Annotated in this window: 25 protein-coding genes; 14 read left to right on the top strand and 11 right to left on the bottom strand. The window is 71.9% G+C overall.

The annotated features are described in order from the left end of the window. Window positions 1–81: 81 nt before the first annotated feature. The 4 genes from ABT118_RS07035 to fxsA all read left to right on the top strand — a co-directional run bounded on the left by ABT118_RS07035 (window position 82) and on the right by fxsA (window position 3,852). Complete coding sequence (locus tag ABT118_RS07035; RefSeq protein ID WP_350645527.1) at window positions 82–603, top strand: SigE family RNA polymerase sigma factor; 522 nt, start codon at window positions 82–84, stop codon at window positions 601–603. After that, window positions 603–1,367 (top strand): hypothetical protein, encoded by a 765-nt coding sequence (locus ABT118_RS07030; RefSeq protein ID WP_350645525.1) that lies wholly within the window; start codon window positions 603–605, stop codon window positions 1,365–1,367. The genes ABT118_RS07035 and ABT118_RS07030 overlap by 1 nt, the downstream gene beginning before the upstream one ends. Window positions 1,368–1,466: 99 nt before the next feature. Next, window positions 1,467–3,083: an apolipoprotein N-acyltransferase gene (gene lnt, locus ABT118_RS07025; protein WP_350645523.1), complete on the top strand. Its 1,617-nt coding sequence runs from the start codon at window positions 1,467–1,469 to the stop codon at window positions 3,081–3,083. Window positions 3,084–3,264: 181 nt separating this feature from the next. After that, the gene (fxsA, locus tag ABT118_RS07020; RefSeq protein ID WP_350645521.1) at window positions 3,265–3,852 is read left to right on the top strand and encodes an FxsA family membrane protein; all 588 of its coding nucleotides are present in this window, start codon (window positions 3,265–3,267) and stop codon (window positions 3,850–3,852) included. 100 nt (window positions 3,853–3,952) lie between these two features. Here the strand turns inward: fxsA and ABT118_RS07015 are convergent, their stop codons facing one another. The 3 genes from ABT118_RS07015 to ABT118_RS07005 form a co-directional block, all read right to left on the bottom strand. Then, window positions 3,953–4,327 carry an RNA polymerase-binding protein RbpA gene (locus ABT118_RS07015; protein WP_350645520.1) on the bottom strand — a complete coding sequence of 125 codons (375 nt, stop codon included), beginning with the start codon at window positions 4,325–4,327 and terminating at the stop codon, window positions 3,953–3,955. Window positions 4,328–4,568: 241 nt separating this feature from the next. Next, window positions 4,569–6,188 carry an FtsK/SpoIIIE domain-containing protein gene (locus ABT118_RS07010; protein WP_350645519.1) on the bottom strand — a complete coding sequence of 540 codons (1,620 nt, stop codon included), beginning with the start codon at window positions 6,186–6,188 and terminating at the stop codon, window positions 4,569–4,571. A gap of 101 nt (window positions 6,189–6,289) precedes the next feature. Continuing rightward, a complete protein-coding gene (locus tag ABT118_RS07005) occupies window positions 6,290–6,484 on the bottom strand; it encodes a hypothetical protein (RefSeq protein WP_057238163.1) in 195 nt (64 codons plus the stop codon). 247 nt (window positions 6,485–6,731) lie between these two features. Here ABT118_RS07005 and ABT118_RS07000 point away from each other — a divergent pair, with 247 nt between their 5' ends. The 5 genes from ABT118_RS07000 (at window position 6,732) to ABT118_RS06980 (ending at window position 9,571) form a co-directional block, all read left to right on the top strand. Next, window positions 6,732–7,136: an ankyrin repeat domain-containing protein gene (locus ABT118_RS07000; protein ID WP_350645518.1), complete on the top strand. Its 405-nt coding sequence runs from the start codon at window positions 6,732–6,734 to the stop codon at window positions 7,134–7,136. 24 nt (window positions 7,137–7,160) lie between these two features. Next, window positions 7,161–7,634, top strand: coding sequence for a GNAT family N-acetyltransferase (locus ABT118_RS06995; protein WP_350645516.1), 474 nt, complete (start codon window positions 7,161–7,163; stop codon window positions 7,632–7,634). Window positions 7,635–7,636: 2 nt separating this feature from the next. Continuing rightward, window positions 7,637–8,419 carry a nucleotidyltransferase domain-containing protein gene (locus tag ABT118_RS06990; protein WP_350645515.1) on the top strand — a complete coding sequence of 261 codons (783 nt, stop codon included), beginning with the start codon at window positions 7,637–7,639 and terminating at the stop codon, window positions 8,417–8,419. Window positions 8,420–8,570: 151 nt separating this feature from the next. Continuing rightward, window positions 8,571–9,032: a hypothetical protein gene (locus ABT118_RS06985; protein WP_350645513.1), complete on the top strand. Its 462-nt coding sequence runs from the start codon at window positions 8,571–8,573 to the stop codon at window positions 9,030–9,032. A gap of 299 nt (window positions 9,033–9,331) precedes the next feature. Further along, window positions 9,332–9,571 carry a hypothetical protein gene (locus ABT118_RS06980; protein WP_350645511.1) on the top strand — a complete coding sequence of 80 codons (240 nt, stop codon included), beginning with the start codon at window positions 9,332–9,334 and terminating at the stop codon, window positions 9,569–9,571. Between the two features lie 387 nt (window positions 9,572–9,958). Here ABT118_RS06980 and ABT118_RS06975 read toward each other — a convergent pair whose 3' ends face one another. Next, window positions 9,959–10,153 (bottom strand): hypothetical protein, encoded by a 195-nt coding sequence (locus ABT118_RS06975; RefSeq protein ID WP_350645509.1) that lies wholly within the window; start codon window positions 10,151–10,153, stop codon window positions 9,959–9,961. A gap of 218 nt (window positions 10,154–10,371) precedes the next feature. Between ABT118_RS06975 and ABT118_RS06970 the strand changes: the two genes are divergently transcribed. Next, window positions 10,372–10,899 carry a hypothetical protein gene (locus ABT118_RS06970; RefSeq protein WP_350645507.1) on the top strand — a complete coding sequence of 176 codons (528 nt, stop codon included), beginning with the start codon at window positions 10,372–10,374 and terminating at the stop codon, window positions 10,897–10,899. Between the two features lie 287 nt (window positions 10,900–11,186). Continuing rightward, on the top strand, window positions 11,187–13,472 hold the full coding sequence (locus tag ABT118_RS06965; RefSeq protein WP_350645505.1) for an NACHT domain-containing protein: 2,286 nt from the start codon (window positions 11,187–11,189) through the stop codon (window positions 13,470–13,472). 97 nt (window positions 13,473–13,569) lie between these two features. On the opposite strand, the gene ABT118_RS06960 is transcribed toward ABT118_RS06965, so the two are convergent. The 3 genes from ABT118_RS06960 to ABT118_RS06950 all read right to left on the bottom strand — a co-directional run bounded on the left by ABT118_RS06960 (window position 13,570) and on the right by ABT118_RS06950 (window position 15,641). Next, window positions 13,570–14,112, bottom strand: a complete 543-nt coding sequence (locus tag ABT118_RS06960) for a vitamin K epoxide reductase family protein (protein WP_350645504.1) — start codon at window positions 14,110–14,112, stop codon at window positions 13,570–13,572. Beyond that, on the bottom strand, window positions 14,109–14,912 hold the full coding sequence (locus ABT118_RS06955) for a DsbA family protein (protein WP_350645502.1): 804 nt from the start codon (window positions 14,910–14,912) through the stop codon (window positions 14,109–14,111). The genes ABT118_RS06960 and ABT118_RS06955 overlap by 4 nt, the downstream gene beginning before the upstream one ends. A 99-nt stretch (window positions 14,913–15,011) precedes the next feature. Then, entirely contained in the window at window positions 15,012–15,641 is a 630-nt protein-coding gene (locus ABT118_RS06950) for a hypothetical protein (RefSeq protein ID WP_350645500.1), read from the bottom strand. 138 nt (window positions 15,642–15,779) lie between these two features. Here ABT118_RS06950 and ABT118_RS06945 point away from each other — a divergent pair, with 138 nt between their 5' ends. Next, window positions 15,780–16,571, top strand: a complete 792-nt coding sequence (locus ABT118_RS06945) for a CHAD domain-containing protein (RefSeq protein ID WP_350645498.1) — start codon at window positions 15,780–15,782, stop codon at window positions 16,569–16,571. Window positions 16,572–16,591: 20 nt separating this feature from the next. Here the strand turns inward: ABT118_RS06945 and ABT118_RS06940 are convergent, their stop codons facing one another. Next, the gene (locus ABT118_RS06940; RefSeq protein ID WP_350645496.1) at window positions 16,592–16,903 is read right to left on the bottom strand and encodes a putative quinol monooxygenase; all 312 of its coding nucleotides are present in this window, start codon (window positions 16,901–16,903) and stop codon (window positions 16,592–16,594) included. 10 nt (window positions 16,904–16,913) lie between these two features. Then, complete coding sequence (locus ABT118_RS06935; protein WP_350645494.1) at window positions 16,914–17,678, bottom strand: uracil-DNA glycosylase; 765 nt, start codon at window positions 17,676–17,678, stop codon at window positions 16,914–16,916. 76 nt (window positions 17,679–17,754) lie between these two features. On the opposite strand from ABT118_RS06935, the gene ABT118_RS06930 reads away from it, so the two are divergent. Then, window positions 17,755–18,660, top strand: a complete 906-nt coding sequence (locus tag ABT118_RS06930) for a slipin family protein (RefSeq protein ID WP_350645492.1) — start codon at window positions 17,755–17,757, stop codon at window positions 18,658–18,660. Between the two features lie 28 nt (window positions 18,661–18,688). Next, the gene (locus tag ABT118_RS06925) at window positions 18,689–19,111 is read left to right on the top strand and encodes a CBS domain-containing protein (protein WP_350645490.1); all 423 of its coding nucleotides are present in this window, start codon (window positions 18,689–18,691) and stop codon (window positions 19,109–19,111) included. A gap of 85 nt (window positions 19,112–19,196) precedes the next feature. On the opposite strand, the gene ABT118_RS06920 is transcribed toward ABT118_RS06925, so the two are convergent. Together ABT118_RS06920 and ABT118_RS06915 are read right to left on the bottom strand one after the other, a co-directional pair. Further along, entirely contained in the window at window positions 19,197–19,619 is a 423-nt protein-coding gene (locus ABT118_RS06920; protein WP_350645488.1) for a PaaI family thioesterase, read from the bottom strand. Between the two features lie 50 nt (window positions 19,620–19,669). Continuing rightward, window positions 19,670–20,932 carry a serine-threonine protein kinase gene (locus tag ABT118_RS06915; RefSeq protein ID WP_350645486.1) on the bottom strand — a complete coding sequence of 421 codons (1,263 nt, stop codon included), beginning with the start codon at window positions 20,930–20,932 and terminating at the stop codon, window positions 19,670–19,672. Window positions 20,933–20,937: the final 5 nt, after the last annotated feature.

Genomic DNA, 20,937 nt, shown 5'->3' with positions numbered 1-20,937 from the left:
CCCGGCGGATGACAACCCGGGGCGGGGGCTCGGTCTCTAGGAGGGTGAGGTCCCGACCGCGGGACAGGGGGAGAGGAATCCGTGGCACCCGATCCACGCGAGTTGGACGCCTACATAGCCGGCCGGCACCACCGACTGCTGCGCAGCGCCTATCTGCTCTGCGGCGACCCGCACGAGGCGGACGACCTGGTGCAGTCCACCTTGGTCAAGGTGATCCTGGCCCGGCGCCGGATCGACCGCATCGACAGTCTCGACGCGTACACCCGCCGGACGCTCTACAGCACCTTCATCAGCTCCCGGCGACGGCTGTGGCGCCGCGAGCAGCCGTACGGCGAGCTGCCCGACCGGGCCGGGGGAGCCGCCGGGGACATCGAACTCGGCGTGCTGGTCCGGGCCGCGCTGCGGCAGCTGCCCGCGCGGCAGCGGGCCGTGCTGGTGCTGCGGTTCTGGGAGGACCTGGGCGTGGCGGAGACGGCGCAGGTGCTGGGCATCGGTCAGGGCACGGTGAAGAGCCACACGGCCAGGGCACTGGCCTCGCTGCGCTCGACGCTGGGCGACGCGCTGGCCGACGAGATGCTGGACGAGATGGGAGCGGCAGCCTGATGGGGGACCTGATGAACGAGGAGAGCGCCGTGCACGGCCTGCTGGACCGGGCCCTGGACCAGGTGGAGTTCCCGGCCGTCGACCCGGTCGCCGCCGTCCGGGCCCGGGCGCAGACGGCCCGCCGCCGCCGACGGGGGCGCCGGGCCCTGAGCGCCGCCGTGGGCGCCGTGGTGCTGGCCGGGGCCGTGCTGGCCGTACCGTCCCTGCGCTCCGACCGGGAGAGCACCCCGCTGCGTACCGACGACCGGTACTACCCGGTCGGCACCCTGCTGCCGGCGGACGTCTCCGGGCTGCGCGTCGCCGAGCTGCCGGGCGGCCCGGTGGAGAGCGGACCGCCGAACAAGGCGGTCCGGGGGACCACTTACACCTTCGACCGCAAGGGCCGGTCGGGCTTCCTGGAGGTGAACACCGTCGACCCGGCCCGGGGCCCGGGGGCGCCGGACCTGAGCGAGATGTTCACGGGCTGCCCGACGGCGCTGCCGCCGAGCCGGACCTGCTGGTCGAGCGACCGGCACGACGGCTCGGTGCTGGAGGTGAGCACCGTGACGTCGTCCAGCCGGGCCCCGCAGGGCGAGGCGGCGCCCTGGTTCGGCCCGGTCGTCGGTGTGACGATCCTCTACCGGGACGGGCGGCTGGTGCAGTTGAACGCCGTCACCGCCCTGGGCAGCCCGGCGCCGGTCACCGACCCCCCGCTGCTGACCGAGGGCGAGCTGATCGCGATGGCCGGCAGCCAGGCCTGGTTCGGCCGGGACAGCGTGGGCTGAGCCGGGGTACGCCGGACCCTCGGCGACGGGGGTGTCGAGGGTCCGGGGTACTGTCGTCCGACCAGGATGGACCTGCACAGACAGAGAGGTGGTGCGCCGATGGCACTGCCAGTCGAGCAGGAGCGCCCCGTGGCAGCACCCGAACCGGAGCCCGCGGCTCCCCGTACCGGCCGCTCGGTCCGGCTGGTCGCCGGACTGCCCCGGACGGGGCTGGCGGTGCTCTGCGGTCTGCTGCTGGCGCTCTCCTTCCCCCCGTACGAACACCTCTGGCCGCTGTCGGTGGTCGGCGTGGCCGGGCTCTCGCTGCTCACCCGGGGGCGGACGGCCCGGCAGGGGGCGTGGACGGGCTTCGCGTTCGGGCTGCCGTTCTTCCTGATGCTGCTGTTCTGGCTGCGGGTGATCGGCCTGGACGCCACCATCGGCCTGTCCGCGCTGGAGGCCCTGTTCATCGCGGCGATGGGCGCTGGTCTGGCCGCCACCTCCCGACTGCCCGGCTGGCCGCTCTGGGCCGCCTGCCTCTGGGTCACCCAGGAGTGGGCCAGGGACCGGCTGCCGCTCGGCGGCTTCCCCTGGGGCCGGCTCGCCTTCGCCAACACCGCCACCCCCTTCACCCCGCTGGCCGCGATCGGCGGCGCCCCGCTGGTCACCTTCGCGGTCGCGCTCTGCGGCACCCTGCTGGCCTGGGCCGTGCTCCGGCTGCGCCGCGGTCCGCGCCGCAACCCGGTGGCCGCCGCGCTGGCCGGGCTCGGAGCGGCCGCCACGCTGCTGGCCGGCTACCTGGTCCCGGTCCCGACCAGTGCCGCCGACACCGTCAAGGTCGCGGTGATCCAGGGCAACGTGCCCAACCCGGGCATGCACTTCCTCGGCACCCCGATGACGGTGCTGAAGAACCACGCCAGCGCCACCGAGCAGCTCGCCGCCGACGTCGCGGCCGGCCGGGCCGAGCGCCCCGACATCGTGATCTGGCCGGAGAACTCCTCCGACTTCGACCCGTTCGAGAGCGCCGAGGCGTACGGCCGGATCGACGCCGCCGTGAAGGCGATCGGCGTCCCCGTCCTGGTCGGCGCGCTGGTGGACGGCCCGGACGAGCAGCACGTGCTGAACCAGGGCATCGTCTGGGACCCGAAGACCGGCCCCGGCGCCTCCTACACCAAGCAGCACCCGGTGCCGTTCGGCGAGTACGTGCCGTTCCGGGACCAGCTGTCCAAGGTGATCACCCGGCTCCAGCAGGTGGCCCGGGACTTCTTCCCCGGCACCACCAGCGGCGTGCTCCAGCTCGGCCCGGCCCGGATCGGCGACGTGATCTGCTTCGAGGTCGCGTACGACGACATCGTCCGCGACACCGTCAACGAGGGCGGGCGGGTGCTGGTCGTGCAGACCAACAACGCCACCTACGCCAAGAGCGGCCAGCCCGACCAGCAACTGGCGATGTCCCGGCTGCGCGCGGTCGAGCACGGCCGGGCCGTGCTGATCGCCGCGACCAGCGGGATCAGCGCGATCGTCGCGCCCGACGGCGAGGTGACCCAGCGGACCGAGGAGCTGACGGCGGCCCAGTTGAGCGCCGTGGTCCCGCTGCGGGACGGCACGACGGTGGCCGACCGGGTCGGCGCCACCCCGGAGTGGGTGCTCGCCCTGGCGGGCCTGGCGGCCTGCGGCCTGGTGGCCTTCAACGGCCTGCGCCGGCGGAAGGGCGCCGGGACCCCGGCCGAGGGCTAGGCCCAAGGTCCGACCGTTCCCGCCGGGGCCCACGACCGGCACCCGGCCGGTGTTCCGACGGCCGCAGGGCCGTCGGAACACCGGCCGGGTGCCGGTCGTTGTGCCAGGTGGTGCCCGGTAGCCGGGCCGGATCAGCCGGTCGGGCGGTGGAGCGGGCACCACGACGGAGTGGATTCGTACCGTGAGCCAGCAAGTTCCCCCGGCCCCCTCGGCCCCGCGCGGCCGGGTGCGGCGGGTCCTGCCGTTGTTGATCGCCGCCTGGCTGGTGCTGGAGATCTGGCTGCTGACCGTGGTCGCCGCGGCGACCAACTGGTTCGCCGTCCTCATGCTGCTGCTCGGCGGCATCCTGCTGGGCGGCTGGCTGATCAAGCGGGCCGGGCTGAAGGCGATCAGGGCCGCGGTCGAGCAGAGCAGGCAGCCGCAGTCCCAGCAGGCGCAGACCGGTACCAGCATGACGGTGCTGGCGGGCATGCTGCTGATGCTGCCCGGCTTCCTCTCGGACGTGCTCGGGCTCTCGCTGCTCTTCCCGCCGACCCGGGCGCTCTGGCGGGCGCTGGGCCGCCGGTTCGCCAGTACGGCGCTGCGCTCCACCGCGCCTGCGGGCGCGGCGGGTCCGCTGGCCGACGCGGTGCGGCTGCAGGAGCAGATCCGGATCCACCGGCCCGACGGCAAGGTGATCCAGGGCGAGGTGGTCGACCCGGCGCAGCCCTCGGGGTCGTCTGGGCCGTCTGGGTCGAACACCGACTACCGGCCGCCGATCAACGGCTGACGCGGGCAGCGGCGAGCCGGAAACGGAAAGCCGAGGGGCCCGGGCTTCGGGAGAAGCTCGGGCCCCTTCGGGTTCGGTCGCCGCCGGATGGCGGCCTTGGTCAGGCGCTCTTGCGGGTGTCGCGGGGGTGGACCGCGAGGTTCATCCCGCCGGAGCGGAGAACGGCCAGGCGCTCTGCCAGGACCTCCTCCAACTCCTCCCTCGTCCGACGCTCCATCAGCATGTCCCAATGGGTGCGTGTCGGCTTGGTCTTCTTCTCCTCCGGCTCATCACCGTCCAGCAGCATGGCCTCCTGGCCACAGAAACGGCATTCCCAGGCCGAGGGGATCTCCGCCTCGATGGAGAAGGGAACCTCGAATCGGTGTCCGTTCTGACATGCGTACTCAACGGTCTGGCGGGGAGCCAGATCAATTCCACGGTCGGTCTCGTAGCTAGTGGCCCCGAGTCGCGTGCCGCGGAGAGCTCGCTCGCTCATGAATCGTGCCTCCAGGGCTTATGGCCCACAGGACTAGTGGTCGCTGTCATCGTCGTTCGGTCAACGCTCGGCCGTCGACGAAGATTCCCGTCCGGGGACATGCGTCGCCTGTCGTACCGCCACTGTTTGTACCCATCGTCGCCCGATTTGTCACATCTGAGCGTATTTATCACCCAGTGTGTCACCTATTGTGCGGAGAGCGACCGGTGCAGGTGCGGCGCGCCAGCTTACCGCCGCTCCGTCACCACACCGGACGCGGGCGGACCGACGGCGGGTCCTTCGGCATCTCGGGGGCGCCGACCGGGGCGCTGACGGAGGTGCCGGCGGGGGCTGCGGAGGCGGCCGGTTCGGCCTTCAGGTCGACGGCCGGGGCCTCGGTCCTGGTGTCCCGGTGCGGCAGCAGGGCGATCACGGCCTCGCGGTGGGCGGCCTGCGCCTCGTCGTCCAGCGGGTCGACGGTGACCGGGACCTGGAGCCGGACCGGGGCGCCGGTGCCGATCCGGGCGTAGCCGCGGCCGGCCGGGGTCCGGGTGGCCGGGGTGATGTCCAGCGGGCCCGCCAGCACGGCCTCGGCGGTGCCGGGGGTGGCCGGGCCGAGCACCACCCGGGCTCGGGTGGTGGCCCGGACGGTCGGCGAGATCCGGTCGTACGCCGTCAGGTCGTCGGCGACCACCACGGTGACCCGGGCGGCCCGGCCGTGCCGCAGCGGCAGCTCCAGCAGCTCCTGCGGGTCCGGCCGGCCCTCGGCGTGGGCCAGCTCGGTCAGCTCGGTGGGGTGGTCGAGCAGCAGCCAGAGCGGACGGGTGACGTCCTCGGGGGCGGCCACGCCGTGGTGGCGGGCGGCGTTGAGGGCGGTGAGCCGGCGCTCGGTCTCCTGGGCGGCCCACTCCAGTGCGGCCAGCGCGCCGTGCAGGCTGGTCTCCACGGTGTGCACGCCAGGCCGGTTGACCAGGCAGGCGTGCTCGCCGGTGCCCGCGCCGTCGATCACCATCAGGTCGCCGTGGCGCAGCGCCTGCAGCGCGATCGAGCGGACCAGGGTGGAGGTGCCGGAGCCCGCCGTACCGAGGGCGAGCAGGTGCGGCTCGGAGGAGCGGGCGCCGGTGCGCCAGATCACCGGCGGCTGCTGGGCGGTGCTGCTGCCCTGGGTGACCGGGATGGTGCGGCGGCTGCCGTGGCTGTCGGTGAAGCCGAGCACGATCTCGCCCGGGGTGGTGACGAAGGGCTGGGCGGCGATGTCGGTGGCCAGCGGCGCGAGCGCGGTGACCCGGAGCCGGTTGGACTCCTCGTCCCAGTCGAAGCGGTACTCCCGGGAGCGCCCGGCCTTGCCCTGGATCACCTGCTCGATCCGGGCCCGGGCGGCGGGCTCGGTGTCGGTGAAGTAGGCCGGGTAGCCCAGGTCGAGGACGGCCAGCCGGCCCTCGCCGTCGAACTCCCAGCCGCCGAACACGTCCTTGTAGCTGCCCTCGGCGCGGTACAGCGGGCTGAGCTCGTCCGGCCCGGCCAGGTAGGGCGTCAGGGCGGCGTACAGCGCGGTCAGCTTGAGGTCGGCGGCGTCCGGCTCGGGCGGGGCGGGCGGGGCCTTGGGGGAGCGGCCGACCCAGGCGGCGCTGGCCATCAGGGCGACCAGGGCGAGCAGCGGGCCGTGCGGCAGCAGGAAGACGCCGAGCAGGCCGGCCGCGGTGAGGAAGAGCGTCGGGCCGCGCTTCTCCTTGGGGGTGGCCGCCCAGCGGGCCTTCAGCCATTCGGAGTGGTGGCGCAGGCCCCGGCCGATCACGGTGAGCGGGGCGAACATGTCGGAGGCGTGGTCGCCTGCGGTACGGGCCAGGTCGCGGCCGCGGCTGAGATGGCGGGTCAGGGACATTCGGTACTACTCCCCGGGCAGCTCGGGACGGGTGGGGGGTCGCGTACGGCCCGGGGCGGTTGGGAGCCGCACCCGGGCCGGAGTGGAGAGCCGATCCGCAGTCAGAACTTCAGGCCGCCGAGCAGGCTGGCCAGACTCGCACCGCCCGCCTGAATGCTGGGCGCGATCGAGGACCCCGCGATGTAGAAGCCGAGCAGCGCGCACACCAGTGCATGCGAGATCTTGAGACCGTCTCGCCGGAAGAACAGGAAGGCGATGGTGCCGAACAGGACGATGCCGGAGATGGAGAGAATCACGCGACTGCTCCTCGGTCTGGGGACGGCGGGACATCTAAAAGAAAAAAGGCGTTACCGAAAGTGCCCTTATCGTGACAAAAAGTAATAGATGATGGAACGTGGCAAACGGGTGGTTCTCTCCGGGCCGCCGGGCTGGGCCGTGTACGAGCGGCAAAATTCGCCCGAACGGCCGTCCGGCTCACTCCGCCGCGTGTCGTCCGATACCGTGCCGTACGGCACTACCGACCCGATCCGAGAGGGCCCAGTCATGGCCGACTCCGCACCCCAGACCCCGGACGCCGAGGTCATCGCCCTTGCCGGCAAGCTCTTCGACGCCGCCCGCACGGGCGACACCGCGCTGCTCACCGCCTACCTGGACGCCGGGGCCCCGGCCGACCTGGCCAACGACCGCGGCGACTCGCTGGTGATGCTGGCGGCGTACCACGGCCACGCCGAGACGGTCCGGACCCTGCTCCGGCACGGCGGCGACCCGGACCGGGTGAACGACCGCGGCCAGACCCCGCTGGCCGGCGCCGTCTTCAAGGGCGAGGCCGACGTGATCGACGCCCTGCTGGAGGGCAGCGCCGACCCCAGGGCCGGCGCGCCGACCGCGATCGAGACCGCCCGGATGTTCGGCAAGGACGATCTGGTGGCCCGGTTCGAGCAGGCCTGACCTGCGGTACTAGGCTGTTCGGCCATGGAGATTCGCACCACCGGTTACGGTCACCCCGACGCCGAGAAGCTGTCGGCAGAGGTCCAGCAGGAGTACATCCAGCGCTACGGCGGGATCGACCTGACGGTGATGCACCCCGACCACTTCGACCCGCCCGCCGGGCTGTTCGTGGTCGGTTACCTGGACGAGCTGCCGGTGGCCTGCGGCGGCTGGCGGGTCAAGCAGGCCGGCCCCGACGACGTGCGGGACGGCGACGCCGAGCTGAAGCGGATGTACGTCTCCGCGAACGCCCGGGGCCGCGGCCTGGCCCGGCAGATCCTGCGGCACCTGGAGCAGGCGGCGGTCGGGCACGGGCTGACCCGGCTGATCCTGGAGACCGGCACCGAGCAGCCGGAGGCGATCGCGCTGTACGGCTCCGAGGGGTACCTGCCGATCACCAAGTTCGGCTACTACCGGGACTCCCCGGAGAGCCTGTGCTTCGGCAAGGAGCTCGGCTGACCGTGGTCGATCTCCAGGGGGTGGCCGACCGGCTGGCCGCGGTCGACGGAGTGCTCGGCGTCTGCCTGGGCGGCAGCCGGGCCCGTGGCGCGCACGGGCCCGGCTCCGACTACGACCTCGGGCTGTACTACCGGGGGCCGCTGGACACCGGCGGACTGCGGGCGCTGGCGGCCGAGCTGACGGGGCGTCCGGTCGAGGTGAGCGAGCCCGGTGGCTGGGGCCCCTGGGTCGACGGGGGTGCCTGGCTGCGGCTGGACGACGCCCCGATGGACTGGATCTACCGCGACCTGGACCGGGTGCGCGGGACCTGGCAGGACTGCGAGCAGGGCCGGTTCGAGCTGGCCGCCCAGATCGGCCACCCGTTCGGCTTCGCCTCGTTCTGCTACCCCGGCGAACTGGCGCTCGGGGTGCTGCTGGCGGACCCGAGCGGTGAGCTGACGGAGCTTCAGGCCGCCGTCCGGAGCTACCCGGTGGCGCTGCGGGAGGCGGTGCTGGAGCGGGCCCGGTTCGAGGTGCCGTTCAGCCTCGCGACCGCCCGCAAGGGCGCCGACCGGGGCGACACCACCTACCTGCACGGCTGCCTGTTCCGGGCCGTGCTGCTGCTCGCGCACGCACTGCACGCCCGGGCCGGGCGCTGGCTCCTGAACGAGAAGGGCGCCGTCCGCGAGGCGGCCGAACTCCCGGGCGCACCCGCCGACTTCGCAGCCCGCGCGCACGGGCTGTTCGGGCTCCCCCCGGCAGCGGCGCTGGCCGGGGCCGAGCGGCTGGCTGCCGAGGTGCTCTGAGCCCCGCGCTCGGCGCTAGGGGCGTCAGTGGTACCGGCACCGCAGGACCACGGACTTGTCGGGTGGGGGAAGGCGTTCTGCTCCTACGGGTCGATGCAGACCGACATGATGTGGACCAGGGGTCCATTCGGGCGGAAGGATGAGTTTCTCCATGCGGATGGGTCTGAAGGTCGGCGGTCTGGTTGTTCTCGGCCTGGCGGTGGTCGCGGGGTGCGGATCGCCCAAGGCTGTGGTCTCCGACTGGGGGCCGGTGAGCACTGATGTCGAACGGGCGGCCAAGTGCGTCGCGTTCCCTGACGGGATTGCCCAAGTGAAGTGGTCCGCAAGGACCATCGGAGCGAACTCGAGGGTCCCGGGTCCGGTGGGGCAGCAGATGTACGGGATCGCCTGGCTCGCCAAGCCGGGGGCCGCCGTCGACATCATGAAGTCCGGGAAGTGGGATCCGGTGAAGCTGTCGGAGGTCGGCCTCAAGCGGCTGGGGATCGCAAGCCCGTCGGACGGTTGGTTCAACGCCCAGTCACCGTCGGACAGTTCTGTCGCTGGCGGTGACACGCTGTACTTCAACGCTGCCGAGAACGCTGTGTACTTCTCGGTCACGGACCCCAGCTGCTGATCGACCGTCACCAACTCCGCAGCTGATGCTGCAGGCGAGTCGGTCATGACTCATCGAGCTGAATGAGGAGGATGGCTATGCGGATGGGTCTGAAGGTCGGCTGCCTTGTGGTTCTCGGCCTGACGGCAGTCGCGGCGTGCGGATCGACCAGGGCCGCAGTCGCTGAGTGGGAACCGGTGAGTGCCGATATCCAACGGGCAGTCGAGTGCGTCAGGCTCCCTGACGGGATTGCCAGAGTGATGTGGTCCGGAAAGAGCATCGGGGCGAACTCGAGGGTCCCGGGTCCGACGGACCACCAGATGGACGGCATCGCTTGGCTCGCCGAGCCGGGGGCTGTCACCGCCATCATGAAGTCCGGAACGTGGGATCCGGCGAAGCTGCCGGCTGACCGCCCTGAGGGGCTGGGGATGTCGGGTTCGCCGGACGGCTGGTTCCATGCCCGGCCGCCGGAGGACGGATCGGCCCTCGGTGGGGACATGTTCTACTTCAGTGCTTCCGAGAACGCTGTGTACTTCTCGGTCCTGAACCCCGTGTGCTGACTACCTGTCACCAGCTTTCTGCCCGTACTCGTTCCTAAGCGTTGTCTTCGCGGCCATTGGCGACCGTTGCGCGCCACGCTGGGACTCCGGGTTCTGATTCTGAGCCTCGACCGTGCGATGGAGTCAATCCGGCGGGACTGGGAGGAGCTGACGGTCAGCTATGCAGTTGCAGCAACCGGTCAGGTGACTCGCCAGGCAGCCGACTTGATCTCCGAGTATTGCCGGGGCGCCGGGCGAAGGTCGCTCCGCCGAGGCTCTGGCGGGTGCATGGCACCGTCCTATCCGTGTGCGCAGTTGTAGTGGCCGGTCCGTTTCGTCGGCCATGGCGTTGGCCTGAACCCTGGATGTGCCCTTGGGGAGACCTGATGGGAAGGGCACGTGGTGCTGCTACTCGTCGTCGGGGTGCTCCGAGTAGAGCCTCGCGATCTTCTCGCGCAGGTGTGCGACGACCCTCTCGCTCACCCCTGACCGGGCCACCACCGCCTCCAACTCCAGGTTCGCCTCGTGTGCGAGGACGGCCGCGTTGATGAGGTCCTCGGCCGGCTGGGCGGAGGGCCCTTTGTCCCTGACGTTCGTGCTCATGACTTGCCAACGACTGGAGGGTCCGACGGTTGCGCCAAGCTGCCTTCAGGTGACGTGAAACCGGTAGGTCGCGCACGCCGATCGCCGCTGCCACTATGCGCGTCCACGCCGCGCACGTGGCACAGTCGGCCAAGGCTCCCCCGAAGTTCGTCGGCACGGGCCCGCGAATCCCGACGCCTGTTCTCGGACGACCCGGCGGAGTCGCGTGGAGCCCCGCAGTGGAGATTGCCGTGACCAAGCGCGGTTCGACCATTCGCAAGGCGCGTGTGCGCGCGCTCGCTGCTGCCCAAGGGCAGAGCTACCAGCAGGCAGCCCGTGCCCTCAGAAGGGATTCTGCCAAAGTCATGAAGGAGCGCACCGATGCTGAGAAAGCCGCTTGGCGGGCCTGGCCCTTGGCGCCGGAGATCTTGAAGGACCGTCGCGATTACTACCTCTGGCAGATGCTGGGGTCCGACCTGCCGGAGATGGTCAAGGTCTGTCTCTTTGGCCTCTCCAGTCGTGTGGGCACCACCAGGCTCTTTGATCCCAGTGGAGTGCGATGCACGATGGACGAACTCGCCTCCGATACTGGACTGGACATCGAAGCGGCATGCCTGGCTGTGCATGTCGCCGAGGCAAACGGCTGGTGTGCCGAAGGGCTTGGGCCAGCTCGCCCGGTGTGCTGGCGCGCTCCAGCCACCTCGCCACCAGCGGTACCAGAGCCAGCACTTCGGCCTCACCCAGCCGCAGTCGGGGTTCCGCCTTGATCACCCCAAACAGCGTCACCGCAACTGTGCGCTGACGTGCGCAGGGACGGGAGGCACAGGTGGGACTCCGACCGGCCGTGGTCGATGGTCCGTCAGGCTTGGGCGGTGCGGAGGGGATCGGCGGTCTGGGGGAAGTAGCGGCGCCAGGGGTCGAGGAGGGGTGCCTAACGGTGGCGCTGGCTGACCGTGGACCGAGGTCCGCGACATCCGCCGCTTTGTCCACCGGGGCATCCGTTCTTCCGCTCGAACCGTCCTCCACGAGGCTGGACGTTCGACAGAATGTCGGAGTGGAGAATCGGATCACTGGTGGTGAGATCTACGGACCGGTTGTTCAGGCCGGGACGATCGGCGAGTTGCACATCCACAGCGGTCCACTGCCACCTGGCGATCGGTTAGCGGACTACCTCAAGGCCGCCGCCCAGGCCGCCGCCGAGCACCCCTACCCAGCTGTGCTCCCCACTGTTGTTCCATCGCTGGCTCAGATCCATCTGCGGCGGATGGTGCGGCTGCTCTCGCCTGACATCCACCCAGCTGAGAGTAGTCACCCACCAGTCCCAACTGACGAGGTGCTGGGCGGTATTGCCGGTGTGACTGTCGTCGTGGCCGAGCCGGGCGGGGGAAAGTCCAGCCTGCTGCGATTGCACCTTGCTGGGGTATGTGAGCGCTGGTTGCGGGGGGAAACCCACGAGGCGCTTCCAGTACTGGTCCATGCCTCAGCCCTGGTTGCTGGGCCGCTAGCGGACTGCGTCGCCAGAGCGGTCAACCTCGACCTCGGGGGACTGGCCGAGGCGATGCCGGCAGAGCTTTTCCGGCAGCCACCAGCGGCCGGGGCACAGTGGATGGTTTTGGTCGACGGTCTGGACGAACTCCCCGAGCCGCGTGACCAGGAACGGGTGCTGCGGAAGATCATCGCCTGGCAGCAGTCCCACACAGACCGTTACCGCTTCGTACTAGCCTCCCGGCCGCTGCCGGACAGCGTGCTCCACCAGCTCGGCGAGTCCGTCGTCGTCCACGAACTACAGTCCTTCGGGCCGGCCGAGATCGAACAGGTTGCGGCCAGTTGGTTCCGGGGCTTTGAGCTCACTCATCCCGAGGCCGTCGCTAAGCGTTTCATGGCCGCCGTCCAGCGTGCTGGGCTGACCGTGCTGGCGGGCGCCCCCCTGATGATCGCCATGCTGTGCCAACTGCACGCTGCCTCACCTACCGAGGGTCTTCCGCGTAACCGCGGCGCGCTGTACGAGCGCTTCGTCGAGTTGCTTCGCGAACGTCGGCGGCCCGCTGGCCCAACCGCCCAGGCTCTCTCCGGGCACGGTCCGACCGCTGTGGCTGCCGCCGACCGTGTGCTTGGCGAGTTGCAGGAGCATCTCGAGGTCATCGCACACCGTCTGCTCTTCGCCGGACACGGTACCCCCACCGTGCTGGACCTGCTGGCGAAGCGAGTTACGGCTCCGGCCCGCGTCCCGCCTGCGGAATGGCGGGGCTTCCTGGTATCGGCCCTGCTGTCCACCGGGCTGCTGACCGTGACCGCCAACGGCTACGTCGCGATGCATCGGAGCGTGCTTGAGTTCCTTGCTGCTCGGCACGCTACCCGGACCCCTGCCGCTCGGGACGCGGAGCTGCGTCGAGCGTTCCGATCTGTCCGGCATCGGAGCCTGCAGGCTCCCAAAGGCATTCGCCCACGGCTGGCGCGCTGGCGGCCGTGCTCTTGTCCGACTCTGCCAGACTCGTACTTGGGCTTCGTCATCGATGCCGCCCCCGAACAGGCAGTTCGGCACCTTGGTCGACTGGCCACCGGGGGTGCCGGTCAGTATGGCTGTTGGTTCGTTATTGATCAGTCGTGGCTCGGCACTGGGGTGCCAGTCGGCCTGGTTCTCACCGCTCTCCGGGAGCTGCGGTTCGAGAGAAGTCGTTGGTCGCGCCCTCAGATGGAGCGGGTAGTGGCAGCGGTTGCTGCAGCTGAGAACTTGGCCGAGCTTGGGGATGCCCGCGGGGCTGAGGTGCTCGCGGGACTGGCTGCCAATCCGCGGCTGCGGTATGCCGACCGGGGGTTTGCCGCAGAAGCGTTGGCTGCCCTCGGCGACGCCAGGGGAATCGATGAGTTGCACACGTTGGTGGCCAACCATGATCGTGTGGGCGGCTACCGGCAAGTGGTTGCCGGGCATCTGGTCAAGGTGGCGGGGGCTGAGCGAGGCATTGCCGCCTACCGGGAGGCCGTCGCAAATCCGTCCGCCACGAGCATCGACCGGGTGTTCACAGCGATCTCGCTCACCAAAGCGGTCAGTGCTCGGGCGGGCGGTGAGGAGCTTTACACCCTGGCAACAGACCCGGGTCTCGACCCGGGTCAGCGGTCCTTCGCGGCGCGTCAGCTCGCTACTGCCGCCGGGGATCCTCGCGGTGTGCAACTGCTGTGTTCCGCTGCTACCAGCGCTGGCCTCCGGGTGCGATTGCTGGCGATTTCGGACCTGATCGGTTGCCCAGGCGGAGCTGAGGCATTACGCGAACTGGCGGCGAACGGCGCACTCCCGCGACTGGTTCGGTGGGCGGCGAGTCGCGCGGCTGCCCGGGGGCGGTGAGGCACGAAGGGCACAGCGCTTGCTGTCTCCAGCGCTGTGCCCTCGATGTGTCCTCCCGGAGCGAAGAACCCGCGTTTTCACAGGTCAGCCGGGTCTGCTAGCGGTAGTTCACGAAGCGCTCCAGGACCAGGGCCGTGATCACCGCGTACCAGAGCAGTGGCACGGTCCAGTGGTAGTGGCCGACCGCCCGGCGGAGGGCGGGGAGGTTGTGCAGGGTCAGGTACCAGGCGAGTGGCAGCACCACTGCCCAGACCAGCATGCAGTACGGGCAGAGCGCGCCGATGGAGTACAGCGCCTGGCCGATCAGCCAGACCGTGAAGCCCAGGCCGAGCAGGCTGCCCAGTTGGAGTGCCAGCCAGTACCAGCGTGCGTACACCGCGCCTGCGAGCAGGCCCGCGCCGGTGGTCAGCACGGCGGCGAAGGCAGCCAGGCCGATCAGGGAGTTGGGGAAACCGAAGGCGGAGGCCTGGTCGGTGAGCATGACGGAGCCGCAGCTGATGATCGGGTTGATGTTGCAGCTGGGGACGTAGGACGGGTCCTCCAGCAGCTTGATCTTGTCGAGCGTCAGCATGGCGGAGGCGAACAGCCCGAGGACGCCGCAGGCGGTGAGCAGCAGGCCGAGCGGGCGGGTCCGGGTCATGGCGTGCCCACGCTCTGCTGGATCAGGGTCTTGAAGGCGTCGCCGGTGATGGGCTGGTTGCCGGGGAAGATGTTGAGTTTGGTGCCGTCGAGCTGGACGGTGGGGGTGCCGGTGACGCCGCTGTTGTCGAAGGCGGTGGAGACCTTGGCGGCCCAGGGGAGGTAGGTGCCTTCCTTGACGGCCTTGACGAAGGCGTCGGTCTTGAGGCCGGGGACCTTGTCGGCGAGGTCGAGGATGGTGTTGGTGTCGCCGAAGCCGTCCTTGCGCTCGTCGGGCTGGTTGGCGTAGAGCACGTCGTGGAAGGCCTTGAACTTGTCGACGCCTTCGTTGAGGGCGGCGCCGGCGGCGTTGAGTGCGGTGCGGGAGCCCTTGCCGCCGAGGTTCTTGTCGAGGAAGGTGGCGAGCTGGTACTCGATCTTGTAGGTGCCGTCGTCGGCGAGTTGCTGCATGGTGGTGCCGGCGCTGGTCTCGAGCTTCTCGCAGATCGGGCAGCGGAAGTCCTCGTAGACCTTGAGGGTGTGCGGGGCGTCGGCCTTGCCGTAGGTGATCAGGGTGCCGTCGGGGCCGGAGGCGTTCGCCGGGACCACCAGCGTGGTCGGGGCGGCGGCAGGCACGGGCTCGGCGGCCGGAGTGCGGGCTGCGCCGACCACGGCGGCGGTGGCACCGGCCAGGGCGAGGACGGCGACGACCGCGGCGGCGGTGATCACCCGGCGGCGGACGACGGCGCGGCGGGCTTCGGCCTCGCGGGCCTGCTGGAGCCGTGCGCGGGCGGGGGTGGGCTGTTCGGGCGTGGTGTTCATGGTGGTCCGTCAACTCCTGGAGGCGGGCGGGCCGCAGTGGGCCGGGCCGGGAAGGGGTGAGCCGCCGGAGGGTCGGACCTGGAGGGGTGACGCGCTCCGTCAGCGGGCGAGGGCGAACTCGCCCGCCGGGGGGCCGCGCCGGGGTGCCGGAGTGAGGACGACGTCCTGGGGCCGCAGGAGCACGGGGGCGGCGTGCGGCGACGGGCTGAGCGCCCGGGGGCAGAGCGGCAGCGGGGCCAGCAGCACCCGCAGCGGCGGCGGCAGCAGGCCCGCGAGCATCCGGGCGGCCTCGGCCAGGGCGGTCAGCGCCGCGTCCCCGAGCCGCAGCCAGCAGGCGGCGGCCAGCGCCAGCACCAGGTGGACCAGCAGGACCAGGGCCCGTCCGGTGCCGGGGGTGTCGGTGAACAGCGGACCGTCCAGCGAACCGCCGCCGCAGACCAGCAGGTCCACGCCCCTGGCCGGGGTGGCACAGGCGTCCTGCCCGAGGTTGAAGCCCACGTTCAGCAGCAGTTCCACCGGTACCAGGACGGCGATCACGTGTGGCAGCCGGAGCTGCTGCGCCCCGCAGACCGCGAGCGCGAGCAGGAAGACGACGGCCGTCGCGGCGGCCACCAGCAGCAGCGGGAGCGGATGCCCGGTCACCAGCACCTGGCCGAGCGCGGACAGCGGAACGGCGAGCGCGGTGAACACCGCTGCCCGCAGAGCCCTGGTCGGCCGCATCCTGGTCATCGAGACCGGAGTATGCCACGCCCCGACCCGCCCGCACGAGGGGCCCCGGCGCGGAGCACCGCAATCCCCGCCCGGCGTACGACACCTGACGGAGTCGCACAGGCGGACCTAGCCTGGAGGGGTGCGGAGGTGAACGGCATGCCGAAGAGACGGCCGCCGACGGGCGAGCTGCTGGCCGCCCGGATTGCCGGGCAGACCGAGGTGCTGGCCGGGCTGGAGCCGCTGGTGCGGGCGGACGCTCCCGATGCGGTGCACCGGATGCGGGTGGCCTGCCGGCGGCTGCGGAGTGCGCTGCGCGAGTACGGCGGGGCGGAGCCGGCCGGGGTGTCCGGGGAGCTGGGCCGGCTCGGGCGGGCGCTGGGTGCGGCGCGGGACGCCGAGGTGCTCGGGGCCGAGCTGACGGCGGCGGCGCGGGAGCTCCCGGCGGAGTGCGAGCCGGAGCTGATCGCGGCCGAGGTGGCCCGGTGGGCGGAGCAGCGGGTCGCCGGTGCCCGGCCCGAGGTGCTGGCCGCGCTGGACAGCGAGTGGTACCGGGTGCTGCTCGGTGCGCTGGGGGAGTTGGCGGTCCGGCCGCCGGACGGGGCGGGCCTGGCGCCGTACCCGGAGCTGGCCCGGACGGCGGAGCGGCGGGTGGCCCGGCGGCTCGCCGACGCCCGGGGCCGGGCCGGGGCGGACCGGGACGCCGCCCTGCACCGGGCCCGGAAGGCCGCGAAGCGGGCGCGCTACCTGGGTGAGACGGCCGGGGCGGCGGGGCTGACGGCGCGGATGAAGGCGGTGCAGGACGCGCTGGGCGTGCACCAGGACGCGGTGGTCGCCCGGCAGGCGCTGCGGGAGCTGGCCCGGACTGGGCACGCCTTTGCCTACGGGGTGCTCTACGCCCGGCAGCTGAGCCGGGCGGAGGCGGCCGAGCGCGACCTCCCCCGACTGTGACCCCGCCCGGCTGTGCAGGGTCAGGCCAGCGGTTCTGCGTCCAGCCGGATCACCTCGGCGGGGCCCGCCCGGAACGCCGGGCTGGCCGCGTCGGCCTCGACCATGTGGGGCGTTGCGTCGTGCGCGGCGAGCGCCGCCGCCGAGGCCCAGCGCTCGATCAGGACGAAGCGGTCGGCGTCGTCGGTCACCCGGTGCAGGTCGTACTGCAGGCAGCCGTCCTCGGCCCGGACGACCGGTGCGAGCCGCTCGAAGGCGGCGACCTGGTCCCCGCCGCGGCCGGGGAGGGTGGTGATCAGGATGACGAGCTTTACGGGTGCTACTGGCTGTGACATGGGCCGGAGCCTATCCGGCGGTGCTGCCACCGGAGTTGGCGGGGCCGGGCCGGAGTCCGGCGGCGGTCGCGGCGGTGTGCAGCAGCTCGCGGAGCATCGGGGTGGTGAGGCGGCCGGTGTACGTGTTGCGGGGGCTGACGTGGTAGCAGCCGAAGAGTTCGAGCGGAGGGCCGCCGTCGGCGGCGCGGAGGGTGGCCCGGGCGCCGTGGCCGAAGGCCGGGCGGGGGCGGGGGAGCTCCCAGCCGGCCGCGGCCAGAGCGGGGAGGGCGGCCTGCCAGGCGAAGCCGCCGAGCGCGACCACGGCCCGGACGGTGGGCCGCAGCAGCTCCAACTCCCGGGTGATCCAAGGGCGGCAGGTGTCCCGCTCCGCAGTGGTAGGCCGGTTGTCGGGCGGCGCGCAGCGCACCGGGTCGGTGATCCGGACGCCGTACAGCTCCAGGCCGTCGCCCTGCACCACCGAGGTCGGCCGGTTGGCCAGGCCGAGCCCGTGCAGGGTGGCGTACAGCAGGTCGCCGGACGGGTCGCCGGTGAAGATCCGGCCGGTCCGGTTGCCGCCGTGGGCGGCCGGGGCCAGGCCGACCAGGAGCAGCGCGGCGTCCGGCGGGCCGAAGCCGGGGATCGGGCGGGCCCAGTAGTCCCAGTCCAGGTAGGCCCGGCGCTTGACCCGGGCGGCCTCCTCGCGCCAGGCGACCAGGCGCGGGCAGGCCCGGCAGCCGGTGACCTCCCGGTCGAGCGTCGCGAGGTCGGGGAGGAGGGGCGCCTGCGCTGGGTGCATGGCATCGATCCTAGAGAGGGGCGGGCGGAGTAGCGTGGGACGCGGGTCCGTCGGTCGGGTTCCCTAGGTGGCGGCGATGATCGTTCTTGACGCTGTGTTGGCCGTGTTGCTGCTGGCGGCGGTGCTGGCCGGGCTCGGGGTGCGGGTGGTGCAGCAGTACCAGCTCGGGGTGGTGTTCCGGTTCGGCCGGGTCCGGGAGGAGATCAGGCAGCCCGGGCTGGCGTTCCTGGTGCCCGCGGTGGACCGGATGAAGCGGGTGAACATCCAGATCATCACCCTGCCGATCCCGGCCCAGGAGGGCATCACCCGGGACAACGTGACGGTGCGGGTGGACGCGGTCGTCTACTTCAAGGTGGTCGACCCGGTACGGGCCACGGTGAACGTGCAGGACTACGAGTTCGCCATCTCCCAGGTGGCGCAGACCTCGCTGCGCTCGATCATCGGCAAGAGCGAGCTGGACGACCTGCTGGCCAACCGGGAACCGATCAACCAGGGGCTGGAGCTGATGCTGGACAGCCCGGCGCTGGGCTGGGGCGTCCAGATCGACCGGGTGGAGATCAAGGACGTCGCGCTGCCGGAGTCGATGAAGCGCTCGATGTCCCGGCAGGCCGAGGCGGAGCGGGAGCGGCGGGCCCGGATCATCACCGCGGACGGGGAGTTCCAGGCCTCAACCCGGCTGGCGGAGGCGGCCACCATCATGAGCCGGGCACCCGCCGCGCTCCAACTGCGGCTGCTGCAGACCGTGGTGGAGGTGGCCGCGGAGAAGAACTCCACCCTGGTGCTGCCGTTCCCGGTGGAGCTGCTGCGGTTCCTGGACAGCGCGACCAACGCGACCAACGCGGCCGCCGGGCCCGCAGCTGCCGGGCCGGTCGCCGCGACGGCCGCCGCGCGGGGGATCGAGCAGCTCGAACTCCCGGAGCTGGAAGAGGTGCTGGCCCATCCGCTGCTGGGTGGCGGGGCCCCGCGCGGCGGCACAGGATGAGAGGGAGACCGAGGCTGGAGGCGGGACGATGACCACTGCGAGTGACATCATGCACACCGGAGCCGAGTGTGTCGGGGAGCAGCAGACGCTGGCCGACGCGGCTCGGATCATGAAGGAACGCGACGTCGGTGCGCTGCCGATCTGCGGCGAGGACCAGAAGCTGCTCGGCATCCTCACGGACCGCGACATCGTGCTCAAGTGCGTCGCGCAGGGGCTGGACCCGGCCACCGTCACGGCGGGCGAACTGGCCCAGGGGCGGCCGATGGTGGTGGAGGCCGACGAGGACGTGGACCAGGTGCTGCGGGTGATGGAGCAGCACCGGGTCCGTCGGCTGCCGGTGATCGACCACCCGGACCACAAGCTGGTCGGGATGATCAGCGAGGCGGACATCGCGCGCGGGATGCCGCAGGAGCGGGTCGCGGAGTTCGTCAGCACCATCTGCGCGGAGTGAGCGCCGGCAGTGGCCCCGCCCGGACCGTTCCGGGCGGGGCCACTTCGGCGTGAAGGCGACGGCCCGGCCGGGTCCGGGGGACGGGTCAGCCCGGGAGGGCGTAGACGGTGGTGGCGTGGGCGGCCAGTGGGTCGTCGGTGCCGGGGCCGTCGGTGGTCAGGGTGATGTCGAGGAAGGCGAGCCGGCGGCCGAGCTTGGTGAGGCGGGCGTCGATGAGGACGTCGGTGCCGAGCACCGGGCGCTGGAAGGTGATGGACTGCTGGACGGTGGTCATCGGGCCGAAGGCGCCGAGCGCGGCGGAGACGGCGATCACCGCGGCGGTGTCGGCGGCGGCCATCAGGGCCTGGCCGGAGAGGCCGCCGCCCTCGCGGGCCAGTTGGTCGGACCAGGGGAGCCGGAGCACGGCGTGGCGGTCGCCGGTCTCGGTCACCGACAGGCCCAGGGCCTGCACCCAGGGGGCGAAGTGGTCGGCCAGGATCCGGTCCGCCTCGGCGGTGGTGAGGGTCACCGGGACATTGTGGCGCCCGGGTCGGGCCGGGCGCCAGCAGCCGGGGGCGGTCAGGCGGCGAGCTGCACGCCGGTGGTGGCGCCGGCCAGGGCGGCCCACACCACCTCGGGGTGCCTGATGTCGCTGTGGGCGCCGGAGAACGGGGACTGGTCCTTGCTGATCACCTGGTCACCGCAGAGCCGGTAGAAGTGCCCGGCCAGCAGCGGGTACGGGTCGCCGGCGGACTTGAGGTCGAACCGTTCGGCGCCGTCCTGCTGGAAGCCGTCGTGGCCCAGGCCGCCCCAGCGGTAGGTGAGGTCGGAGGCGGCCTGGTCGTCCTCGTTGCTGAGCATCGAGGCGGCCGGGTACCACCAGCCCACCGCGCGGTCGTTGAGCGAGAAGGTGCTCTGGAGCGGTCCGGCCACCCGGTCGAAGAACGGGGCCAGGAAGCCGTGGCGGCCGCTGTCGGTGGGGAGCGGATCGGCGAAGCCGAAGTGCGAGAAGGCGCCCTGGACCAGGAGCAGCGAGGCGACCGGGCTGCCGATGCCGTCGGGCAGGCCGGGGAGGGCGTAGGAGACCAGCCGGGCGCCGAAGCTGTGGCCGATCAGGTGCACCCGGAGGCCGTTGCCCGCGACCCGGCCGAGCAGCGGGCCGAGGCCGTCCCGGCCGATCACGCCGGCCCGGTTCTTCATCTCGTAGTAGCTAGCGGTGCGCAGGGCCTCGCGGGCGCCGTGCCAGAGCACCTTGAACGGGTTGGGGAAGTCCTGGGCGTCGCCCTGCTCGCTCGCCAGCCCGGCCAGTGCGCCGAAGACCTCGCCGGTGGGCTTGGTGAGGACGGCCTCCTGCCCCTTGTCCTCGGCCGCCAGGGCGGGCGAGGTGACCAGGCCGCCGACCAGGCGGTGAAAGTGCGTCAGCTGCTCCGGGTCCTGCGGCTCGGCCTCCAACAGGGCGGTGAGCTCGGCAAGTTGTGCCTGCTGCGGGGCGGCGAAGGCCGGGGCCAGCGCGGTCGCCAGCTCGGCGGGGGTGGACGGGGTGGAGGGGGTGTCGGGTGCGTCCTCGGGGAAGAGCAGCGAGGGCCAGAGGACACCGACCGCGCCGACCCGGCCCCGCCAGGCCGGGGCGAACCGGTCGATCTGGTGCGCGAGTTCGTCGAAGGTGTAGGCGTAGAGGCTGCGGGCGCCGGTCTCCGAGTTGTTCCAGCCGTGCGAGAAGACGAACAGTTCGCGGACCCCGCTCGCGGGCAGTCGGGCGACCAGTCCGTCGTCGTCCAGCAGCCTGCCGTCCTGGTCGAAGCGGACCTCCCAGTAGGGGAGCCCCGCGATCGGATCAGCCATGGTCA

The sequence above is a fragment of the Kitasatospora sp. NPDC002040 genome, from assembly GCF_040296785.1.
Lineage (GTDB): Bacteria > Actinomycetota > Actinomycetes > Streptomycetales > Streptomycetaceae > Kitasatospora.
The sequence above is the reverse complement of the archived record's forward strand: the minus strand, read 5'-3'. Positions and strand labels throughout refer to the sequence as shown.

What these genes read in the sequence shown, in the direction of transcription:
- ABT118_RS07030 (WP_350645525.1), top strand. Translation starts at nt 603, where the DNA reads ATGGGGGACCTGATGAACGAGGAGAGCGCCGTGCACGGCCTGCTGGAC.
- lnt (WP_350645523.1), top strand. Translation starts at nt 1,467, where the DNA reads ATGGCACTGCCAGTCGAGCAGGAGCGCCCCGTGGCAGCACCCGAACCG.
- ABT118_RS07015 (WP_350645520.1), bottom strand. Translation starts at nt 4,327, where the DNA reads ATGAGCGAGCGAGCTCTCCGCGGCACGCGACTCGGGGCCACTAGCTAC.
- ABT118_RS07010 (WP_350645519.1), bottom strand. Translation starts at nt 6,188, where the DNA reads ATGTCCCTGACCCGCCATCTCAGCCGCGGCCGCGACCTGGCCCGTACC.
- ABT118_RS07000 (WP_350645518.1), top strand. Translation starts at nt 6,732, where the DNA reads ATGGCCGACTCCGCACCCCAGACCCCGGACGCCGAGGTCATCGCCCTT.
- ABT118_RS06995 (WP_350645516.1), top strand. Translation starts at nt 7,161, where the DNA reads ATGGAGATTCGCACCACCGGTTACGGTCACCCCGACGCCGAGAAGCTG.
- ABT118_RS06985 (WP_350645513.1), top strand. Translation starts at nt 8,571, where the DNA reads ATGCGGATGGGTCTGAAGGTCGGCGGTCTGGTTGTTCTCGGCCTGGCG.
- ABT118_RS06980 (WP_350645511.1), top strand. Translation starts at nt 9,332, where the DNA reads ATGGACGGCATCGCTTGGCTCGCCGAGCCGGGGGCTGTCACCGCCATC.
- ABT118_RS06975 (WP_350645509.1), bottom strand. Translation starts at nt 10,153, where the DNA reads ATGAGCACGAACGTCAGGGACAAAGGGCCCTCCGCCCAGCCGGCCGAG.
- ABT118_RS06960 (WP_350645504.1), bottom strand. Translation starts at nt 14,112, where the DNA reads ATGACCCGGACCCGCCCGCTCGGCCTGCTGCTCACCGCCTGCGGCGTC.
- ABT118_RS06955 (WP_350645502.1), bottom strand. Translation starts at nt 14,912, where the DNA reads ATGAACACCACGCCCGAACAGCCCACCCCCGCCCGCGCACGGCTCCAG.
- ABT118_RS06950 (WP_350645500.1), bottom strand. Translation starts at nt 15,641, where the DNA reads ATGACCAGGATGCGGCCGACCAGGGCTCTGCGGGCAGCGGTGTTCACC.
- ABT118_RS06945 (WP_350645498.1), top strand. Translation starts at nt 15,780, where the DNA reads ATGCCGAAGAGACGGCCGCCGACGGGCGAGCTGCTGGCCGCCCGGATT.
- ABT118_RS06940 (WP_350645496.1), bottom strand. Translation starts at nt 16,903, where the DNA reads ATGTCACAGCCAGTAGCACCCGTAAAGCTCGTCATCCTGATCACCACC.
- ABT118_RS06935 (WP_350645494.1), bottom strand. Translation starts at nt 17,678, where the DNA reads ATGCACCCAGCGCAGGCGCCCCTCCTCCCCGACCTCGCGACGCTCGAC.
- ABT118_RS06930 (WP_350645492.1), top strand. Translation starts at nt 17,755, where the DNA reads ATGATCGTTCTTGACGCTGTGTTGGCCGTGTTGCTGCTGGCGGCGGTG.
- ABT118_RS06925 (WP_350645490.1), top strand. Translation starts at nt 18,689, where the DNA reads ATGACCACTGCGAGTGACATCATGCACACCGGAGCCGAGTGTGTCGGG.
- ABT118_RS06915 (WP_350645486.1), bottom strand. Translation starts at nt 20,932, where the DNA reads ATGGCTGATCCGATCGCGGGGCTCCCCTACTGGGAGGTCCGCTTCGAC.